The organism is Variimorphobacter saccharofermentans (assembly GCF_014174405.1).
Classification (GTDB): Bacteria; Bacillota; Clostridia; order Lachnospirales; family Lachnospiraceae; genus Mobilitalea; species Mobilitalea saccharofermentans.
Window position 1 is genome coordinate 2,973,794 of sequence record NZ_JACEGA010000001.1, and the last position, 21,200, is coordinate 2,994,993.

The window sequence follows — 21,200 nt, forward strand, 5'->3', positions numbered from 1 at the left end:
ACCATAATGCACTGTCGGAAGAACAGATTGCTGTATTTTGTGTGAATCATGCGATTATTTATATTCACATGAGACATACAAAATCAGCAATATGTACTTCCGTCTGTGTGTGAGGTAAGTCATATTCCCTGCACGTATATTATGCAACAGCCCCTTATAACCTAGGAAACATTATTTACAGTAAACTTTAACTCGATATTCTGATCGGTATCGTGTACCTAAATCAATAATTAATATAACGGATACTTATCCGTCAGGGTTTTCACCATTGCCATTGCTTTTTCCTTATTGGCATCTACATCCTTCACAAGCAGATAGATTGCTTCCGCAATCACATCCATATCCTCCGTATTCATTCCTCTGGTTGTTACCGCTGCGGTACCAAGACGAATACCACTGGTTACAAAAGGTGATGCAGGATCATTGGGAACCGCATTCTTGTTGCAGGTGATGTTCGCTGCATCCAAAAGCTTCTCCGTATCCTTACCTGTTACTCCCATGTTCTGCAGGTCTACCAGCATCAGGTGATTATCGGTACCTCCGGACACTAAATTGAAGCCTCTCTTCGTTAATCCCTGAGCTAATGCTTGTGCATTCTCAACAACTCTTCTGGCATAATCTTTAAAGCTGGGATCCAATGCTTCTTTGAAGCAAACCGCCTTAGCTGCGATAACATGCATCAAAGGTCCTCCCTGAATTCCAGGGAAAACAGCTTTATTCAACTTGTGTTCTTCTGCAAACTCCGCACTGGAGAGAATCATACCACCTCTGGGTCCTCTCAGGGTCTTATGAGTCGTTGTAGTAGTTACATGAGCATATGGGATGGGGCTTTCATGATATCCGCCTGCTACTAAACCAGCGATATGTGCCATATCCACCATGAGATAAGCGCCAACCTCATCTGCAATATCACGAAACGCCTTGAAATCTATTTTTCTGGCATATGCACTTGCTCCCGCAATTATCATCTTCGGCTTGCATTCATGCGCAATCTTACGAACATTATCATAATCAATATATCCTGTATCATCCACCCCGTAAGGTACGATTTTATAGTAGCTACCACTCATATTTACCGGGCTTCCGTGTGTTAAATGACCTCCGTGAGCCAAGTTCATACCCATTACAGTATCTCCAGGCTGTAATAGCGCAAAGAAAACTGCCATATTTGCTTGTGCTCCAGAATGAGGCTGAACATTCGCATAAGTACAGCCAAATAGCTTTTTCGCCCGTTCAATCGCTAAGTTCTCGGCCATATCAACGAATTCACAACCACCGTAATATCTCTTTCCCGGATAACCCTCTGCATACTTGTTGGTTAAATGGCTACCCATAGCCGCCATAACAGCCTTACTTACAAAATTTTCAGAAGCAATTAATTCTATATGACTGTTCTGTCTGCCTATTTCCAGGGTAATTGCCTCTGCCAATTCGGGGTCAAATGATTTCACATCTTCAAATGAATACATTCTCTTCTTTTCCTTTCGTATTAGATTATCACTGGCATGTTACATATTCTATGCCGACTTGTATTGTAGAAATTAATCCACAGGGGAACCTGCCAATTATTACCCTAGTCGATTAATTTCTACAGGTAATGCGTGTTTCGAATAGTATATCATATATGATTTGTTTATGGAAGTATAATTCCAGCCATTCATTATTGTTTATTCATAACATTCTCTAATAATTTAGATTGTGAATATTAATAAAAATCAGAGTCTAAATTCATTTGCTGACGTACCTGATGTATTGTGTCAGCTTCTGGTAATCCTATGGAAAATGCTCCGGCACTACCGGCTGCAATTCCCCAGCTCAGTGCTTCACTATAGTCCTTCTCCTGAATTTCCTTACAATCCGGATGTCCTTCAATGGAGTGCAGTAATCCTGCCAGAAAGCCGGCAAGCATTGAATCACCTGCCCCAACAGAATTTAATACCTTTCCCTTCGGAGCCTTCCGGCGGTAAATATGTCCAAATTCATCTAACAAAAACGCGCCCTCACCAGCCAGTGAAACCAGAACATTTTGAGCTCCCTGTTCCTGAATCATTCTTGCGCAGCGCAATATACTTTCATCATCTCGTAGTGTTTGTCCGAAAAGCTTTTCTAACTCCTCCTGATTCGGCTTAACTAAAAACGGACGATAGGATAAGGTATTACGTAACAGATCTCCTTCCGCATCCACAATTATTCTTATCTTTTTTGATGTTAGAAGCTTGCAGATGTCTGCATAAATGTAATCCGCATCAGGCAAGTTTTTGGGAACACTACCACTTAGTATCAGGAAATCCCCTTCCGCCAGTTGTTCCAGCTTATGATAAAGCTTTTCTAATTTTGATCGATTGATGGAGGGTCCCTGGGCATTAATCTCTGTCTCCACATGACCCTCTGATTTCAGCTTAACATTAATACGGGACATCCCCTGATCTAATAAAATAAAATCAGAGGATATTCCCGAAGCATTTAACTGATGAATAATCTCATTTCCAGTAAATCCGGCGACAAATCCAAGTGCTACACTCTTCACCTCTAATTGGTTTAATACGGTAGATACATTAATCCCCTTCCCGCCAACGAATAGCTCCTCTTCTTCTGTTCTATGTAGATTCCCGAGTGTAAATTCCCCCACCCGTACCACATAGTCCAGGGAAGGGTTAAATGTTACCGTATATATCATTGCCGGTCCTCCGTTATCCTAAAGTAAATATATCATTATAGATGACTTGGTCCAAAGCCTAGTGGCAGAAGCTCTTCCAGTAGAAATACCACATAATCATCTTCCGATCTGGCCAAGATTACAAGAAAGCTTTTTGGATCAACAAATTCCCACATCACCTGACGACATATTCCGCAGGGTGGACAAAAATCTGAGATTACCCCACCTTTTCCACCAACGATAGCAACGGCAGCAAACTCCCTTTCTCCTTCGCTAATGGCTTTAAAGAATGCGGTACGTTCTGCACAATTAGTCGGACCAAACGCAGCATTTTCTATATTACACCCGGTATATACCTTCTGCTTCTTCGTCATCAGAGCTGCACCTACTTTGAAATTAGAGTATGGTGTATAAGCCTGTTTCATCGCATCCATGGCTTCCCGAATTAGATTCTTCGCTACGGAGCGACTCACAATTTCCTGTTTTGCAAGAAGTTCTCCTTTTTCCTGCGGTACAAGACTATTGTTCTGTAAATCATTACTTTGTCTATTATCCTGTTCCTGCATAAATAAAGCCTCCTTCTTATCATATGACTAATTTGATGTCTCAAAAGGAACGATCTAATACCCTGTTCCTTCCTGGTTCTTCGCCAACTTAATAATTCGACTGGTTCCAAGTCTGGATGCGCCGAGACTGATGAATTTCTCCGCATCATCAAAAGAAGCGATTCCTCCTGCAGCCTTAATTTTTACATTCTTGCCTACATGCTTAGCAAATAAAGCGACATCCTCAAAGGTAGCTCCGGCCTTTGAGAAGCCGGTTGAGGTCTTAATGAAATCGGCTCCGGCCTGGGTTACGATTTCACACATTTTTATCTTCTCTTCATCGGTTAACAGACAGGTTTCAATGATTACCTTTAATATATGATCGCCGCAGGCTGCTTTGATCTGTTTAATTTCATCCAAAACAAGGTCATACTGCTTGTCCTTTAACAATCCGAGATTGATAACCATATCAATTTCATCAGCCCCCTGCGCTATGGCATCCTTCGTTTCAAAGACCTTAACAGCTGTTGAATTATATCCATTCGGGAAACCGATTACGGTACATACCGCCATTTGATCCTTAACATAATCCTTTACCTGCTTTACATAGGAGGGCGGAATACATACGGACGCAACCTGATATGCAATTGCATCATCGCATATCTGCTTTATTTCCTCCCATGTTGCAGTCTGAGTTAACAATGTATGATCTACTTTTTCAAATATATGTTTTCTATCCATTCTACATAACCTTTCTTATTATAGTGTATTCCATTATGCAATCTCAAGTGCGATCTCCATCATATCACGGAAGGTAAGCTGTCTATCCTCGGCGGACAAGGATTCCCCAGTGAATACATGGTCAGAGATGGTTAAAATACAAAGCGCTTTCTTACCAGCTCTGGCTGCATTCATATATAAAGCAGCTGCTTCCATCTCCACAGCAAGAATATTCATCTTACGCCACAGGGAATTTGCATTGGAATTATCATCATAAAATGTATCTGAGGAGAGTATATTGCCAACTACTGTCTTAATATTCTTCTTCTCCGCAGTTTCCACAGCCTTACGAAGTAATCCGAAGTCAGCAATCGGCGCAAAGGTTCCAGGCAGTTGATACTGAGCGGCAAAATTCGAATTCGTGGAAGCACCCATACCGATTACGATATCCCTTAGCTTAATATCATCTGCAATTCCACCAGCGGATCCAATTCTGATGATGTTATCCACATCATAGAAATGATATAACTCATAAGAGTAGATTCCGATGGAGGGCATACCCATTCCTCCACCCATTACGGAAACCCTTTTTCCTTTATAGGTTCCGGTAAATCCTAACATATTTCTAACAGTATTAAAGCAAACTACATCCTCCAAGTACGTCTCTGCAATAAACTTTGCACGTAACGGATCACCCGGCATCAGGACAGTTTTTGCTATATCACCTGATTTAGCTCCGTTGTGAGGGGTTGGTATCATATCTTACATCCTCCTTTAAAAATAGAGCACTCCCGGAATATACGATAATCGATTTCCGAAAGCCCCCTTTTGTATTGTATCATTATTGATTTGTTAGATAATTTTAGCATATTTTTAAGAAAAAGGCAATCTACGTTTCAGTGTTGAACCCTGAGATCCGTGGTGCCGTATTACAGTACATAGGGCTCTATGAAACAGAGCCCTATGCATGTAACACTTATATCATGTATCTATTGCCGCCAATATATTCAGGCCATACAGAATTATTTTATATGCATGTCCATTTTATCCATAAAAAAAACAATTAAGTAGCTAGATTCACTCCCCGCAGACATTCCGGTTCCAATTCTGTCAGAGGACTGCTGTTATATGTTAACGACATGAATGGTATTTCCATGTTCCTTAATCACTTTGTATAAATCTGCATATGACAGCATAACCGTGGCTGTATTATCATTGGGATGAACACCAATCTGCTCCCTGTTAATCAGCATACTGTCGAATACTATCTCAACCGCTCTATCTTCGTCATTGATGATCCCCAGTGGGGTTACTGATCCCTTCGTCAGCTTCAGGCAGTTCCAAAGCCTGTCCTCCGACGCAAAGCTTAAGGTGCTTGTACCCAATTGTGAACGGATGCATTTTAAATCTGCCTTTTTATCCTTATCCAATACCACAAGAAATTGACGCTTTCCTTTTGCATCTCTGAGAAACAGGTTCTTTGCTACCCATGGGTTGTCACGAAACATCTCCAGGTTATCCATCTCCTCAATCGTGAATACTGCAGGATGATCTATTACTTTATAGCTGATTCCCAAGCGATCCAGTTCCTCATAGACTCTTATCTTCTGTTCCATATTATTCTTCCTTCCAATACTAGCATATCATAATAGTGATTTAATGCACATAATCTCATTCCATTGTACTTCTGATTTCACCTGTAACTTTATCCACCAGATACCATCCATAGGTAACGGTATGGCCTATACCAGTATCCTCTTCGTCCACTACAAATTCATACAGATGAATTACATAGTTGGTATCCGTATCATTACACCCCTCATATACAAGATAATAATTCGCAAGCGGAAGCTGATAATAATAATCTCCGGATTCGCTCCAAATCCGTTCGAAATTATCTGCATACCGCTCTTTCACCATGTCTAAAGCATCCATTGGTGTTAAAGTTTGTTCCTTCGTATCGTTAATCTCAATGATGATATCCGCAATATAGTACCCATCGACAATCGCATTATCCTTTGTAAAAAATAAACCCAATAAAAAAAACAAGCACAATGCAATCTGTCCCATCTCGTCTCTCCTTTGATTAGAATGGTATATTTTGCTATAATGTAATCATAGCATTTCAGCCTTTCCGCTGCCATCTAAATCCATCTTGGATTCTCGACGAGATGGAACATTATATTACTGCATGTCTGTTTCTTATTTTATTTCGTTACTATTGTTCTCCATATCCGGCTTCGGAATATTACGCAAATCCGTCTGAGAAAATTGTTTCTTTAGCCTTGACCATTTGGTTATACGTAACGTAATTAGTGTAATTACTGTAATAATTGCCGCCCATAACAGCATATACGGAAGATTTACAACAAACCATACGAAGAAATTCTTAAAGCCTTCACTGATATTATACAGGGTATTACTTATTCCGTTCTTAATTCTGCTTCCAACTGTCTGCTTAGCCTGGACCGTAGGAGTCATTCTCTCTACTTCCCTAACATTCAATGTTACGGTACTATAATCAACCTGATTATCCATGGTTCTTAGCTTGGTACCATAATTCTGAAGCTCATACCGAATATCACTTAGACGGCTCTCTAACGCGATAATACTATCTAAGTTGTCCGTCTTTTCCAGTAATTCAAATAATCTTTCCTGTTCAATCTCCAGAGTCTTTTTCCTGCTCTCGATATCAACATATTCTAGTGTTACATTCTCCGAGGTTTCTTGTAGACTAATCACATTTCCGTTCTCACCGACTATATTTACAAATTCATCAACCCGATCCCTTGGAATTCTGATGGTAAGATTACCATATCTTAAATCATTTTCAAAATTATATCTTTTTCCACTGATCTCCGAATTTTCAACATATCCGTTTAAACGGGAGATTTCTGAATTTAGTTTACGAATAAAATCATCAAACTCTTGTGTCTCTACATCCAGATAAAAGCGGCGAATAATCTTATCATTACTTTGTACCTCCGAAGTATCATTGACCGCCGTAGAACTTAATCCGATGCTTCCAGAGTCCTTCTCCAACTCCATCGTATTCTCCGTGGCCTCTGCCGGCATTTCAGTCGTCATATCTGTGCTCCCCGAATTATAATCAGGTCTTGCCTGATTAAAGTGAGCTTCCTTCTTAGCACATGCAGTTACAATCGATAAAATTCCTATCAAAAGTAGCACTAATAATCCAATTCTCCTCTTTTTCATATTCTCCTCCATTCCCTGCCCAATGGCATTTTTTTATTCTTGATAAACATTAGACGCAAATAATTGTTATAAAGTTCCAATAAAATTAGGATTGTCGGCAAAAATTAAAAAACATCGCAATAGTTCTTATCGTGCGAAATGTGCATCCTACCCAGATAATTACTTGTAATCGAGTCTGATTCAAAAAATAAGGCTGTATCGACTTGAAATTCACAATATCTATTCTGTGTCTTTCTGTCGTACAGCCTTATTGTAGCATAATTCATAATGAATTGCTATTATTGTTACATTATTTTACTGTTACCTTAATCAATGGTCCTCTTCCACCTTTATTCGAACCCCAAACATAAACTACAGTGCCCTTCTTTTGTGCAGGTATCTTAATGTTGAAATTACCCTTATTATCAATGGTTCCTTCATATACCTTCTTACCAATCTGAGCATATACCTTGGTTTGGGTCTTAGCAACATTCGTTGCAGCATCCTTGAATTCATTAGGAATCTTCTCATCCTTCTTATCCGAGTTCGGAGCCACATAATCAAATAACTCAATCTTTCCAGTTATCTTCTTGTCGCCGGCCTTTATATCATTTACCTTAGGACGGTCAGGCGCTGCCTTACCTACCTTTGTCGTAAGCACATCACTCTTACCAAATGAATTAGATGCACTTACTTTCACCGTAGTTCCAGAGACAGCACGGTCTATGGTAAAGGTGTAGATATAGCGGTTATTCTCCTCATCATATACATACTCTGATGATTTATAGGTTTCCTTTCCGATTGTCAGTGTAATCTCACAATCCTTCATGGCCAGAACATGTACTGTTTTATCTGAGTTCATAATCTCATTCTGAAGACTTGGAATATTCGGTTTGTCAGCCTGTACTTCTACTTTATTCGCTTCCAGGATATTACCATCTATAAATCTGGACATTGCATAGATTAATGTTCCAACCTCCAGATTTTCTGGCAGTTTGTATTCAAAATAACCGAATTCATCCGTTTCCAGTACGATTAATTGGCTTTTAAAGGTCTTTCCTTTTCCGTATGCAATGGCAAGATATACGGAGCCGGTATCTTCATAATTACCAATAATATATTTGGATCGGTTAGATACTTTGTTAATCGTCAGGGTAGTAGATTTCACATCCACATAATCCTCAATGTTACGAACAGTAACCTGGGTGCTGTAGCTGGAACGGGATAAACCATCACTCTTATCAATGGCAGTTACTGAAATCTTATCCCCTGCATGAAGCTGATCGGTAAATTTAAGTGTAAAGTTACCCGATTTATCTGTCTTGGTATTATATTTGCTGCTTCCTATGACAACTTCCATATCGTAGGCTTTTTTTGCGGCAGGAACCACACCTGTCAGGGTTTGCTCGATATTAGACACTTCATTCACGATCGGTGCATTCGGTGACTTTCCTTCCACAGGAAGCGTAACTGCCCGGCTGTTTCTGGATATGTGATCAATGCAATAAATCGTTGCTGTAGCTCCTGATTCTAATGGATGAAGGTGAACCTTAAAGTTACCTGTACTATCAATCTCCATCTTTGTCTCAATTATCTCAAGGTTCGGATCATAAATCTCGGTATTTGCTTCATAAAGGGCCTTCCCGTCATTCTTCGAAACATATATTTTATCACCAACAATAACAAGAATGGATGCATCCGTATCATTCGTATTTCCCGTAATCACATCATCCTTATTGGATATGGAATTCACCTTTGGCTGATTTGGACCGGTTCTCTTAACTGTCACACTGATTGCATCACTTTCAAGACCGTTCTCATCCTTTACATATACCTTTACCTTTGTTCCGGATGGCTGAGACGGAAGGGGATAAGAAAAGGTTCCATCACTTTTCACTTTACCCGTATATGTTCCGGTATGTGCTTTAAATATGATATCCGCATTAGGCTCCGCCCGTCCGGATATTTTTGTTTTCCGGTTTGTATAGGTATCCACCGTAGGCGTTCCTAACATATTGTCTGAAAAGTTTGTGATATGTAATTGATATACTGTTTTGTTTCCATTCTCATCTTCTGCATAGATGGAGTAGATTCCATTGGTATCAACTGTAAAGGTATTATTCACCGACTTTGCACCAAGCCATCCATTATAATCAACACCGAACTCCCCTTTCTCATAGCACAGTCTTTTTATTTTTGATTCATCGCTGGCGTTCACTGCTACTGCAAAGGGATTTGTCGTAGCGCCTGTTATTACCGGAGTAACTACAAGATGAGGTGCTCTCTTATCCTCGGTCTCCTTTTGATAGGATGCCTTATAATAGCGATAAGAATTTACTTCTGTCAGATATTCCACATACCACGGCGTATTTGTAAATAAGTCATGGGCATAGCTCGGCATTTTAACAATAAATTGTGTATTGGTCGGTATATTAACCTTCCAGTTATAATCCACCTGTGGAAGTATACTCTCTCCGGTTGAAATCTGCTTTAAGTATTTACTCAATACATTCTGCGTACGGATAAACCCATTTAATACTACCTGCTTATCAACTCCTGAATTAGCAGCCATCGGTTTCGTTATTTTATTCGTTACCAGCAGAAATTCCATATCATCCGTTACTTTTTTCCCATTATAGGTTATGCTGGTTATTCTCTCATTCACACTAATTTTGTTACCACTTATATCATATCGAGGTTCTGTAAAAGGATCTATGACATAGTTGATTCCATCAAACACATAGAACGTACTCCAGTCATCCAGCCATTCCTCGCGAATGAGCGACTTCAGACCTGTCTTTTGCATCTGGGCGGACATAACCTCATGTTTCCACTTCCTATTGCCGTATAACGTCTCATATGCACTAGCTGACCACTCCAGCCACTCCTTTAATTGCTTTCCGTTAATCGTGTATATATAAAGATAATTATTATATGGTTGTATTGCAGACAAATCCGATTCTGTAATACTATCATGTATATTAATAAAATCCTTATAGGAATCTACCCCGTAGGACATATAGGTAGATGCCGCAATCACCGGATAATCTGCATATTTCTTACCGGTGGTATTTACATAGCGTTGGGCATAATCTATTTTCGCATCATTCAGCAACTGAATTGCATAATTATCACCCAGCATACCATAGTAGTTCTGAATAACCGTTCCCGCATCCAGCTTTGCAATAACATCCGTACTGTATTGTAATAATTTATCTTCCCATTCACCATAGGAGCTTGCAATGGCACTGTCTTCCTTGGTAGTATCCGCTTTGACAAAACGAATCTCTGAGCTTCGGTCCGATATGATATAAGTATCTTCAAAGGGCTCCAGTGTCAGATCTACAACACCGATAGCTCCTCCACGGTTCCCTGCCATAATTACATTCTTTCCATTCATCAGATATGTCTTCTTATCCACATTCGGTAACTTATAATAGGGAGATGTCATATCCGTTGTCGGGAATAAATTATGCTCGTGACCGCATACTACAACATCAATATCCGGGATTTTCGTAAGCGCATAAGCCACATTTTTGAAGTTAAGCTCCGGATTTTCAGGACCGATACCGGTATGGGATAAAGCAATGATAATATCTGCTCCCATTTTCCTCAGTTTAACAGCCTGAATCTTGGCATTTTCCACCATATCTTCCGTTTTCAGGATTCCGGCATAGCTATGTGTCTTGGATGTCAAAGTCGGTATCGTTTGTCCTATGATACCTACCTTTACCTCTGCTGTTTTACCAGAGGCTGTTTTCATCTTTCGGGTTATTAGCATATTTTCTAAGAAGGGATATTCCCCTGTCTTGGAATCTGTAACATTGGATACTACGGTGATATCTTTTAGACCAGTGGCAGTTAATTGCTTAAGAATATAGTCATATCCATAATCAAAATCATGATTACCCAAGGTTATAGCATCATAGCCTACCTTAGTCATCGCTTGAAAAATTGGTTGAATAAAATTCTGATCCTCAGCAAATATGTATTCCGTCGTATAGTCAAACATGGTATCACCCGCATCCAGAGTTACCACATTTTCTTTTGACATTTCATTTCTGGTTGATTTTATTAAATTAATCATACGGGCCAAGCCACCGTTGTTATAATCAACTCCCAGCTCGTAATCCTTACTGTTAAGCTGTCCATGAATATCTGTAGTACCAATGATACGTAGTTTCACGGAATCCTTCGATGCTGCCTCTACATACGGCTTATTCTCCCTGGGACCCCACATTGCTCCAATCAACGTAAATGCGATTGTTGAAGCAACAACAGTTATTACCTTCCATCGTTTCTTCATAAGTTAATCATGCCTCCTTAATTTCTGCCACATAGAAATACACTATATAAGCAAAAAAGCTTTTACTTTACATTGTTTGATAGATATGAACAATGCAGCAAAAGCTTATTACTATTTTTAGTCACCATTGCCAGTGTTTCACATCCTGACAATATTTTAGGGAAATAATAAGGCATTTTAATGGCAAAAACATTAAGAAATACTTACCAGCTTATCAATTTGTGGCTTAATAAGCTCCAATAAGCGCGACATCTGATCTGTTAAATACAGATATCCAACTAATGCTTCCAGTCCAGTTGCCGTTCGGTATTCTATAATTCCAGCATTTTTAGCCGAGGTAAAGCTTTTCGCGTTCCTTCCCCGTTTATATATTGCGGCTTCCTCCTCCGTGAGCTGATCGGCTATTAAATGATATAACTCCGCCTGGGCAGTAGCCTGGACCAGCTTAGAAGACTTCTTATGAAGCTTATTAACCGGAGCATTGCCGCATTCCACAACGCAGGTACGAATAACCAAATCAAAGACTGCATCACCAATAAAAGCCAGAGTAAGTGGAGAATAGGTTCTTACGTCTGTTTCAGAAAGCGCAAAGGTCTTTCTGATATAACCGGCCAATCCGGTATTCTCTTGTTGCATTAATCGCTCCTTTTCCATCTTACTCCCTCTCTTGTGTCTTCCAGAATAATCCCTCTCTCAAGAAGAAGATTACGTATTTCATCTGCTTTTGCAAAGTCCTTGTTCTTTCTTGCAGTTTGTCTTTCTTCAATCAATCGTTCTATTTCAGAATCAATCAATTTCTCCTCCTTCTTTGTTTTCAATCCAAGGATATCGCACAAGGAAACAATCATCTTATGAAGCTCTTCAATAAAGCTCCTGCTGCTCTCCCCACTGCCATTGGTATTTGCAAGCTTAACAAGTTCAAAGATTGCAGCAATGGCATCTGCCGTATTAAAGTCATCTTCCATAGCAGCAAGGTATTTTTCTTTAAGAGCCTCTGCATCAAGAAGTACATTACGTTCCTTCTCCGTTATCTCAGTCAATGAAAGCCGATTACCTTCCAATAAGTATTCCAGTTGCCCGATACAGGTTAATATACGATTTAAAGAGTTTTTCGCAGCCTCCATTAGTTCCTTACTGAAGTTCAATGGGCTGCGATAATGTGAGTTCAACATGAAGAACCGGATAACCTGTGGGTCAAATTGCTCGCATATTTCACGAACTGTAAAGAAGTTACCCTCGGATTTTGACATTTTTTTGTTGTCTACATTAATAAAGGCATTATGCATCCAGTACCTTGCAAATTCTTTCTCGTTGGCCGCCTCACTTTGAGCGATCTCATTCTCATGATGAGGAAATACCAGATCTTCACCACCTGCATGAATATCTATTTGCTCACCCAGATATTTTCTGCTCATTACAGAACATTCAATATGCCAGCCGGGACGTCCTTTACTCCAGGGAGAATCCCAATAGGGTTCTCCTTCCTTCATGGGTTTCCACAAAACAAAGTCCATCGGATCTTCTTTTTCATCATTTACTGCAATTCGTATTCCAGCTTCCAGATCATCAATCTTCTTCTTAGATAGCTTTCCATAATCCTGAAAACTTCTGGTCTTAAAATATACTGTTCCGTTTTTCTCATAGGCATGACCCTTACGAATCAAATCCTCAATCATGGCTATCATTCCGCTAATCTCTTCGGTAGCTTTTGGATGTACCGTTGCTTCCCTAACGTTTAACGCATCCATATCAATCCGAAACTCCTTTATGAAGCGCTCCGATATTTCTGTTGTACTGACGCCCTCTTCGTTAGCTTTTTTAATAATCTTATCATCCACATCCGTGAAATTAGATACAAAATTCACTTGATATCCTTTGTATTCCAGATATCTTCGAAAGGTATCAAAAATAATAGCCGGTCTCGCATTACCTATATGGACATAATTATACACCGTTGGTCCACATACATACATCCGGACCTTTCCTTCCTCCAAAGGTACAAACTCCTCTTTCTTCTGGGTTAAGGTGTTGTATATCTTCATCCTGTTTCCTCCTTCCGTTTTTTATATACTTATCTATTTATAAGTATTATTTTCAATTTATTTTTTTTCAATCTCATCCAACCGTTCATATAGCTTTCTTACTTCATTTCTCAGGCAGATATTTTCATTTTCAAGTCTTTGAATTTCTTTTTGAACCGGATCCGGAAAATGAATCTGATCCAATTCCTCTCTGGGTATCCGAACATTATCACGCTTTACTACTCTTCCCGGAACACCTACCACTGTGGAATTCGGTGGTACTTCAGAGAGCACAACGGATCCTGCACCAATTTTCGAATTTTCACCAATGGTAAAGGAGCCTAATATCTTCGCACCTGCACTGATCATTACATTATTGCCAATGGTTGGATGGCGTTTTCCTTTTTCTTTTCCGGTACCTCCTAGTGTTACTCCCTGATATAAGGTTACATTATCTCCGATAATTGCGGTTTCACCAATTACAACACCGTGTCCATGATCAATGAATAAACCCTTTCCAATGGTTGCTCCTGGATGTATTTCAATGCCGGTTTTACGAACTGTCCTTTGGGAATACCATCTGGCCAGGAAAAACCGTTTTTTCTTATACAGGTAATGCGCTATTCGATAACGGATGATCGCACGAAAACTGGGGTATAAAAATACTTCCAATGATGATTTAATTGCAGGATCGCGTTCTTTGATGATCTGCATTTCCTCTTTGATATATTTTATCATTCCCATTCGAACATCTTCCTTCCCTAAAATGTATATAAAGTTACATCAATTAATTAAACATAAAGTTACACATAAAAAAACCGCCCCTACGATAGAGGCGGTAATATTACGCGGTTCCACTCTAATTTGTATGTATATTAACCTACATACATCTTTTACAGATAACGGTTGTTACCGTGTCCGGCTAAGTAATTACTTCACCAGACCAGCTCCCGGATGCACTTCCCTCATACCATTGTAAAGAATGCTTTCAGCCGGCGACATTCTATCTCTGATACTTTGCATATAAGGTACTTTTCCGTTCATTGCCTTTATATATTTATATTGATTATTGTATGCAAGGATAAATATTTTGTCAATACCAACTTTCCTTAGGAATATTATTGAGCCACTCTAATAATTTTGCTACAATCTCATGATACCTCTGTCCTACCAGAAGCCCTGTATGTGTTGTATTCCAATAACCCGCATAATCTCCCTTAAGGTGTTCTGCTTCCGCTATGCCACGCCTGTCATCCTCCTGATTATTTACTGACTTAATAATCAGAGTCGGACATGTGATAAGACTGTTATCAATGGATACTCCCTTGATTCCTCTGATCCAACAGCCACATTCAAGTAGAGCCTTAGACGATTCCATTGATAAATACTTTCTTTGAAACTCAATGTCCTCTTCCGATTCATCAACACTTGATACTTCGTTGCGTGCTGGTGCAGGCACTATCATCCCGAGTGTATCATCGGATAGAATATCATAGGGCACCCTTTCATTTACTTCTTTACTGATACAGGAATCAATCAGCACGAGTCCCTTCAGATCAGCTGTCTCTGCTACTTTCTGACAAAGTATACCACCCAGGCTGAACCCGATAATAATTGGCTTTTCACCGCAATTCGCTATCACTTCCCTAATATCCTCCAAGTAATCCTGAAAGGTTACCCTGCTAATATCCACTGATCTACTCTTGTAATGACCTCTATAATTCATCACATAGCATCTCCATCCATCCTTAACAAAATGAGGAATGTATTTACTCCACATCCAACTTCCGGTGTAAGCTCCGTGAACAAATAACAGTGGAGGCCTTTTTTGAGTACGCTCTGACTTTACTTCTCCTTCGTAAATCTCTAAAAACAGATCCTGCTCTCCAATATACATTTCTGTATGTTCGGGTAACATCTTTGTATAATCCTTCATCATAAATATCCTCCTTTAACTCCAATAAAAATAGTAGTAAATCCGGTCAAATAGTTTGATATCAAACTATTTGAGTAAATAAAAGCTACAAATTACAATCAATCTTACATAATATTCTTAGTAACTCCTCCTTCTCCTCTTCCGTGACATTGGTATAGAATACCTCTAGCACCTTTTGTGAAATCTCCTCAAATAATGGTTTTAGTTCCTTCCCTGTTGGTGTTAAAACTACATATGTCACTCGACTATCCCTAGTATCTCTTTCCTTTGAAACATAACCGTAATTCACCAACTTGTTGACCAATGCTGTAACGGTAGATTTATCCTTACCTATCTTACTTGCGATCTCTGCCATGGTCATTCTTTCTTTCTGAAAAAGAGCATAGAGAATATCACCATGCGAAACAACAATCCCTTCCATTCCTCCCTGGGAAAGCTCAGATATGATGAACGCATTGACTTTCTGCCTTATTCTTGAAATCAATGATATGATATCTCTCGTCTTCATGATGATATTATAGTTTGATATCAAACTAATGTCAAGTATAATTTTTTTTACATCCAGAACAACCGCTACAGCCACCAGTAGTACTTCCTGGAGTTACATCATATTGGTAATTCAGCATATTTTCTAATAAACATACTGCATTCGCCGCAATGCCAAGGCCTTCCCCAGTAAATCCGAGCCCTTCCTCCGTTGTTGCTTTAATATTGACACGATCCACCTCTATACCAAGAGCTTGTGCTATATTGCTTACCATCTCCGGGAGATAGGGTGCCAGCTTCGGTTTCTGCGCAATCACAGTGGCATCGATATTCTCAACCATATAGAGCTTCTCTTCCAATAAATTTTTCACATGCTTTAACAGCTCGATGCTGGAAATACCTTTATATTTCTCTTCCGTATCCGGGAAATGCTTTCCGATATCACCCAGGGCTGCCGCACCAAGCAGAGCATCCATAATGGCATGGGTCAATACATCTGCATCGGAATGTCCCAATAATCCTTTCTCATAAGGTATTTTCACACCACCAAGAATAAAATCCCGGTCCTCCACTAATCTATGAACGTCATATCCTGTTCCAATTCTCATGCTTCTCCTCATTTCTGCGTTGTCTGATAATCACTATATTATGCTTCATATAGCGGGTAATTACCCTGCGCCTATGATACGTCTATCATAATTCCTATAACTATATCGTACTATTTTATAGCATTTCCAACAACCATCATTTCACTCATTATCAAATGACATATACTGCAGATATAACTCATTAAAATCCGGTTCGTTGGATAAATGAATCTCTCCGGATACTGACACTATATGCTGCATTGCTTCTTTCATATTCGGTTCTGTCAGATAGGAAATGGCTCCTGACAAGGAGCTGTTACCGATTACCTTGATATTTTCCTTAAGCTCTGGTGGTAATAATCCGATATGAACTGCTTTATCGATATCCAAGTGGAAACCGAAGCCACCAGCCAGATACACTGTACTTATATGGTCTAAGGTAATCCCATAATTACTTGCCAGTATTTCTACTCCTGCCCGGACTGCTGCCTTTGCTAACTGTAATTCCCGAATATCCTTTTGTGTCACTTTAATATCTTCCGTTATGGTATACCCCTGCTCAAAATATGCATCGGTCAGTAGCCCTGTCTCATCGATAATACCTACCCTAAGAAGCTCCGATATAATTTCAATCACACCGGTTCCGCATATTCCGATGGGTGGTTTATTGCCTATGGTTTCGTAGGAAATCTCATTCCCTTTTATGTTCATATGGCTGATAGCACCCGGAATGCTGCCGGTACCGCAGGACAGATTACCACCTTCAAAGGCCGGTCCTACAGCAGTTGAGGTCACCAGAATTTTATCCTTATTACCCAATGCCATTTCCCCATTTGTTCCTAAGTCAATAAGGAGACATGGCTCTTCTTTTCTATGAAAGCCACATACTGCCAGCCCCGATACAATATCTCCCCCGACAAAGGTAGTGATTCCGGGTAATAGGGTGACTGGTATAGCATCAATCCCTTCAAGGGAATCCTCAATAAAGCCAATGTTAACAGGTTGGAACGGATAAGTTCCCAAGCCTGTACATGAATAGCCCATATAAAGATGAACCATGGTCGTATTCCCTGCAATGGCTACTCTCTTTACCTTACCAGCTTCAACAACTGCTTTCTGAATAACTGCGAGAATGCCATCCCTTATCGTCTTTCGAATCATCTCCATAAGCTCGTGTTTCTTCCCTTTATTGGAGATGTTGATTCTGGAAATCACGTCGGCACCATAGGATCTCTGCGGATTAATCGACGTGAACGTTGCCAGATTATTCCCAACCGAATCAATTAGTGTAACCACTATCGTTGTAGTACCCAAATCAATCGCAATATAATACTGTAATGGATTGAGGACACTTCTTACTTTCCTCATACTGTTCGAAAGAACCTCCATGCCGGTTTCCTCTGGTGCCAAAAGCTTAATTGTAAGTTCTCCCTTTACCTTAGCTTTACAGGAAAGGCGGTAAGCCTGTTGTAATTCCTGTTCCGTAAAGCTCCTGTAATCCTCCGGTGTTGCTATTATATTCCCTTCAAGAACCATCACCTTACATTTACCGCAGGTTCCTCTGCCTCCACAAGCAGAAGGATAGAATATACCATGACGAGCCATTGCATTCAGGATCGTCTCGTTATCCTCAGCCTCAATCATTCTTATCTCATCATTCTGTAGTATTACATTTATTCGATGTATCATCCTGCTCAAACAGCTCACCCCTCCCAGGTTACAGGTTGTTTTGATCCTAATCTGCCTCAATAATGTGCTTTCGATAACAGAAATTATACCCTAATGGCAATATTCAGGCAACAAGAATTGTTCTATATTATTACCATGTATATTATAATAGTCATCATCTGATATTGAATCATATGTCGATATAAATGCGGGTATCGGGAGGAAAATATGCAAGTAGAGCACAGAATTGAACCGCTGGGACAATTAAATTTGCTGGGTTTCGGTATGATGATACTTTGGGTAGATTCTATGAAATTGAATTATGGCTACCTATAGTCAAGATACATTAAGCTCGCGTCTTCCACTCTTCCACAATTAGGTGATTTCTTTAGAGAATGATTCAATAAAAAAGATGAATTACCGATAACGTTAGTTATGTGTAATTCATCTTTTTAGTAGCGAAGGACGGATTTGAACCGCCGACACCGCGGGTATGAACCGCGTGCTCTCGCCAACTGAGCTACTTCGCCATAGTAAAGTTCTCATACTATTGCATGAAAATGGGACCTATAGGGCTCGAACCTATGACCCTCTGCTTGTAAGGCAGATGCTCTCCCAGCTGAGCTAAGATCCCTTTCGAAAAGCACTTTTTTATTATATTCATTCAACTAAGGTTTGTCAAGAGTAAAAATATCTGATAAAAATGGTAAATTATTACAGTTGGTCATGCTTGAGAATTTGTCAAAACGAAGCAGGAACCATGTCCAGAGATAGAATCTTCACAATTCCGTCAGCGGATATGATTCTCGCTCCTGTCTTGTCTGATTTTCTAGCAAAGTAGTTCTATAATAACAGCCCGGATAACTTTCCCTGATAGAGAATATGAAGCTCATGGAGTGCTCTTGTCACTGCAACGTATAATAGCTTTGCATCTTCATCCGTTGTCCGATAGCTTAGCTCATCAGGATTCCATAAAATAACGGCATCAAATTCCAATCCCTTTGTCATATAAATGGGCAGCACCATTACACCTGTTGCAAAAGTGACATTCTCCATATCATCCTCAACATGCTGTATCGTGATATAAGGCTTTAGTAATTCCTTAATCTGAAGCGTTTCTTCCACACTACGACAAATCACAGCAATCGTATCATATCCATTTGCCTGAGCAGCTGTTATGATATCCACAGCATGGGAGACCAGTTCTTCCCTTCCCCTTCCTTCTATTACTGACACTTCCTTTCCATGTCGAATAACAGGTTCAATATCATAGGTTGTAAAGCTACATTTCTTCAGTATTCTGCTTGCATAATTAGAGATCTCAACGGTATTTCGATAGCTTTTTGCCAGCACATAGAACTTATCCTTATCCGGATTCAATACCTCATTTTTCAGTGTCTCCCAATCATTCATACCACTGTCATAGTTGATATTCTGTGTGATATCACCCATGATGGTGTAACTGCAGGTATGAAACAAATGCTGGAACAAGGCAAATATCATAACACCGAAGTCCTGTGCCTCATCAATTACAATATGTCTTACATATTCAAAATCCCGGGTCCACTTTATTCTTCGCTTTATAAAGGTCAGCATTGCCAGATCATATAGATCAATTTCTCTTGCCGACAGCTTCTTTACGAGCAGTTCAATTACTTCAGAGGTGGGAATCCTTAGACCGTTCTCTCGATATTGCTCCCCTGACTGGATTAGATCCTCCAAAAACCCTAGATAGCACTCCATCAGATTGTATTTTTTATGGCGGTTACCGAAATAGTTCTTATACCGATTAACCTCTCTTGCAATTTCCTCTTTTCGTTTCTCCTTCTCTTCATTCACGGACTTGATTTTATAAGCAAGCTTTTTATTTAGCAAATCTACCTTTTCCTGCAACGGCTTATCCTGAAAGAAATTAAGGAAATACTGTATCTCTTCCTTTGAGTATACAATACTGTTCTCATAGGATACATCCTCTGAAAGAATGACACTCATTTCAAATTGCCTCATATAAGCATCTAGCGCTTTGATAAAATCCAGAGAGCCTTTGAACCTCTTTAATTCTGATTCTTCTTTCGATTGTGACTCTGTACGGCGCTTTGTGAAGCTATTGGAAAACTGATACTTTCCCTTTGTCACTTGAAAATCCTTATCCAGAAGCAGTAAGAGAAAATCTTCCATGGTCATCTGGTTGACATTATATACATCCAGATTCGGCAACACACCGGTAATATAATTTAGTAACATTTTATTACTTCCTATAATGAAGAATTCATCCGGTCTGAATTTCTCCTTGAAGTTATATAGAATATAAGAAATCCGGTGCATTGCCACTGTTGTTTTACCACTACCGGCCACTCCCTGAACTAATACATTATGCCAGGGATTATCACGAATAATTTCATTTTGCTCCTTCTGAATGGTGGCAATAATTTCATCCAGCACTACCTCTTTACTCTTACTTAGGTGTTTTGTAAGAAATTCGTCGTTTGATACAATATTCGCATCATAATAATCAATTAACTTACTTTCTGAAATTTCATACGTTCTCTTTAATTTCAAATCAATATCAATTGCTTCGCCACTTGGGGTCAAATAAGAGCTTTTTCCGATTTCACTATCATAATATACACTTGCAACCGGAGCCCGCCAGTCAACAATCATGCTTTCACTGGTATTCTTTCGTATCCCGTTCTTTCCAATATAGAGACTAAAGTTATCATTTTCCTCTATTTCCTTATAATCAATTCTTCCAAAATAGGGTTTCTTTAATGCTCTCCTATTCTTATATAGAATACGCTCAATCATGGATCTTTGATCAAATCCTGACATAATATTATTATACATCTGCGGACTATCTTCCCGATACGTATCATAAAGCTCCTTCGTCTCCGCACTGAGTTCCTTATATTTTTCCAGATAGTCCTCGATATTTTGCTTAATTACGGTTATACATTTCTCAAGCTGCTCCTCTTCCTTCTTTCTTTCAATATCGTAATCCATCTCCTCTGAAGAGGTATCGGTCTGCTTCTCTGTCTTTCTTAATTCCTGCATTATAACCCTCCATTCTATTGAAACACTGT

General features: G+C 39.5%; 17 protein-coding genes, 2 tRNA genes and 1 other annotated feature. All 19 genes read right to left on the reverse strand.

What is annotated here, in order from left to right; all coding sequences use genetic code 11:
* Window positions 1-230: 230 nt before the first annotated feature.
* Window positions 231-1,469 (reverse strand): serine hydroxymethyltransferase, encoded by a 1,239-nt coding sequence (gene glyA / locus H0486_RS13020; protein ID WP_228353406.1) that lies wholly within the window; start codon window positions 1,467-1,469, stop codon window positions 231-233.
* A 236-nt stretch (window positions 1,470-1,705) separates the two neighbouring features.
* On the reverse strand, window positions 1,706-2,677 hold the full coding sequence (pfkB, locus tag H0486_RS13025) for a 1-phosphofructokinase (RefSeq protein WP_228353407.1): 972 nt from the start codon (window positions 2,675-2,677) through the stop codon (window positions 1,706-1,708).
* Between the two features lie 35 nt (window positions 2,678-2,712).
* Complete coding sequence (locus tag H0486_RS13030; RefSeq protein ID WP_228353408.1) at window positions 2,713-3,222, reverse strand: cytidine deaminase; 510 nt, start codon at window positions 3,220-3,222, stop codon at window positions 2,713-2,715.
* A gap of 54 nt (window positions 3,223-3,276) precedes the next feature.
* Entirely contained in the window at window positions 3,277-3,942 is a 666-nt protein-coding gene (gene deoC / locus H0486_RS13035) for a deoxyribose-phosphate aldolase (protein WP_228353409.1), read from the reverse strand.
* A 33-nt stretch (window positions 3,943-3,975) separates the two neighbouring features.
* Window positions 3,976-4,680: a purine-nucleoside phosphorylase gene (gene deoD / locus H0486_RS13040; RefSeq protein WP_228353410.1), complete on the reverse strand. Its 705-nt coding sequence runs from the start codon at window positions 4,678-4,680 to the stop codon at window positions 3,976-3,978.
* 365 nt (window positions 4,681-5,045) lie between these two features.
* Entirely contained in the window at window positions 5,046-5,537 is a 492-nt protein-coding gene (locus H0486_RS13045) for a prolyl-tRNA synthetase associated domain-containing protein (protein ID WP_228353411.1), read from the reverse strand.
* 55 nt (window positions 5,538-5,592) lie between these two features.
* On the reverse strand, window positions 5,593-5,991 hold the full coding sequence (locus H0486_RS13050) for a hypothetical protein (RefSeq protein WP_228353412.1): 399 nt from the start codon (window positions 5,989-5,991) through the stop codon (window positions 5,593-5,595).
* 132 nt (window positions 5,992-6,123) lie between these two features.
* Window positions 6,124-7,137 (reverse strand): DUF4349 domain-containing protein, encoded by a 1,014-nt coding sequence (locus H0486_RS13055; protein WP_228353413.1) that lies wholly within the window; start codon window positions 7,135-7,137, stop codon window positions 6,124-6,126.
* Between the two features lie 289 nt (window positions 7,138-7,426).
* A complete protein-coding gene (locus tag H0486_RS13060; RefSeq protein WP_228353414.1) occupies window positions 7,427-11,422 on the reverse strand; it encodes an Ig-like domain-containing protein in 3,996 nt (1,331 codons plus the stop codon).
* A gap of 192 nt (window positions 11,423-11,614) precedes the next feature.
* The gene (locus tag H0486_RS13065) at window positions 11,615-12,076 is read right to left on the reverse strand and encodes a Mini-ribonuclease 3 (RefSeq protein ID WP_330594525.1); all 462 of its coding nucleotides are present in this window, start codon (window positions 12,074-12,076) and stop codon (window positions 11,615-11,617) included.
* Entirely contained in the window at window positions 12,058-13,464 is a 1,407-nt protein-coding gene (gene cysS / locus H0486_RS13070; protein ID WP_228353415.1) for a cysteine--tRNA ligase, read from the reverse strand. The genes H0486_RS13065 and cysS overlap by 19 nt, the downstream gene beginning before the upstream one ends.
* Window positions 13,465-13,521: 57 nt before the next feature.
* Window positions 13,522-14,187: a serine O-acetyltransferase EpsC gene (gene epsC, locus H0486_RS13075; RefSeq protein ID WP_228353416.1), complete on the reverse strand. Its 666-nt coding sequence runs from the start codon at window positions 14,185-14,187 to the stop codon at window positions 13,522-13,524.
* Window positions 14,188-14,271: 84 nt separating this feature from the next.
* Window positions 14,272-14,496 (reverse strand) — a binding site (T-box leader).
* A 40-nt stretch (window positions 14,497-14,536) separates the two neighbouring features.
* Window positions 14,537-15,382 carry an alpha/beta fold hydrolase gene (locus tag H0486_RS13080; protein WP_228353417.1) on the reverse strand — a complete coding sequence of 282 codons (846 nt, stop codon included), beginning with the start codon at window positions 15,380-15,382 and terminating at the stop codon, window positions 14,537-14,539.
* A gap of 82 nt (window positions 15,383-15,464) precedes the next feature.
* Entirely contained in the window at window positions 15,465-15,962 is a 498-nt protein-coding gene (locus H0486_RS13085) for a MarR family winged helix-turn-helix transcriptional regulator (protein ID WP_228353418.1), read from the reverse strand.
* The gene (gene ispF, locus H0486_RS13090) at window positions 15,919-16,473 is read right to left on the reverse strand and encodes a 2-C-methyl-D-erythritol 2,4-cyclodiphosphate synthase (protein ID WP_228353419.1); all 555 of its coding nucleotides are present in this window, start codon (window positions 16,471-16,473) and stop codon (window positions 15,919-15,921) included. The genes H0486_RS13085 and ispF overlap by 44 nt, the downstream gene beginning before the upstream one ends.
* Before the next feature lie 141 nt (window positions 16,474-16,614).
* Window positions 16,615-18,141 carry an ASKHA domain-containing protein gene (locus H0486_RS13095; protein ID WP_228354433.1) on the reverse strand — a complete coding sequence of 509 codons (1,527 nt, stop codon included), beginning with the start codon at window positions 18,139-18,141 and terminating at the stop codon, window positions 16,615-16,617.
* Between the two features lie 435 nt (window positions 18,142-18,576).
* Window positions 18,577-18,650, reverse strand: a tRNA-Met gene (locus H0486_RS13100).
* 31 nt (window positions 18,651-18,681) lie between these two features.
* Window positions 18,682-18,754: transfer RNA gene (locus H0486_RS13105), tRNA-Val, on the reverse strand.
* 209 nt (window positions 18,755-18,963) lie between these two features.
* On the reverse strand, window positions 18,964-21,171 hold the full coding sequence (locus H0486_RS13110; protein ID WP_228353420.1) for a HelD family protein: 2,208 nt from the start codon (window positions 21,169-21,171) through the stop codon (window positions 18,964-18,966).
* Between the last annotated feature and the right edge of the window lie 29 nt (window positions 21,172-21,200).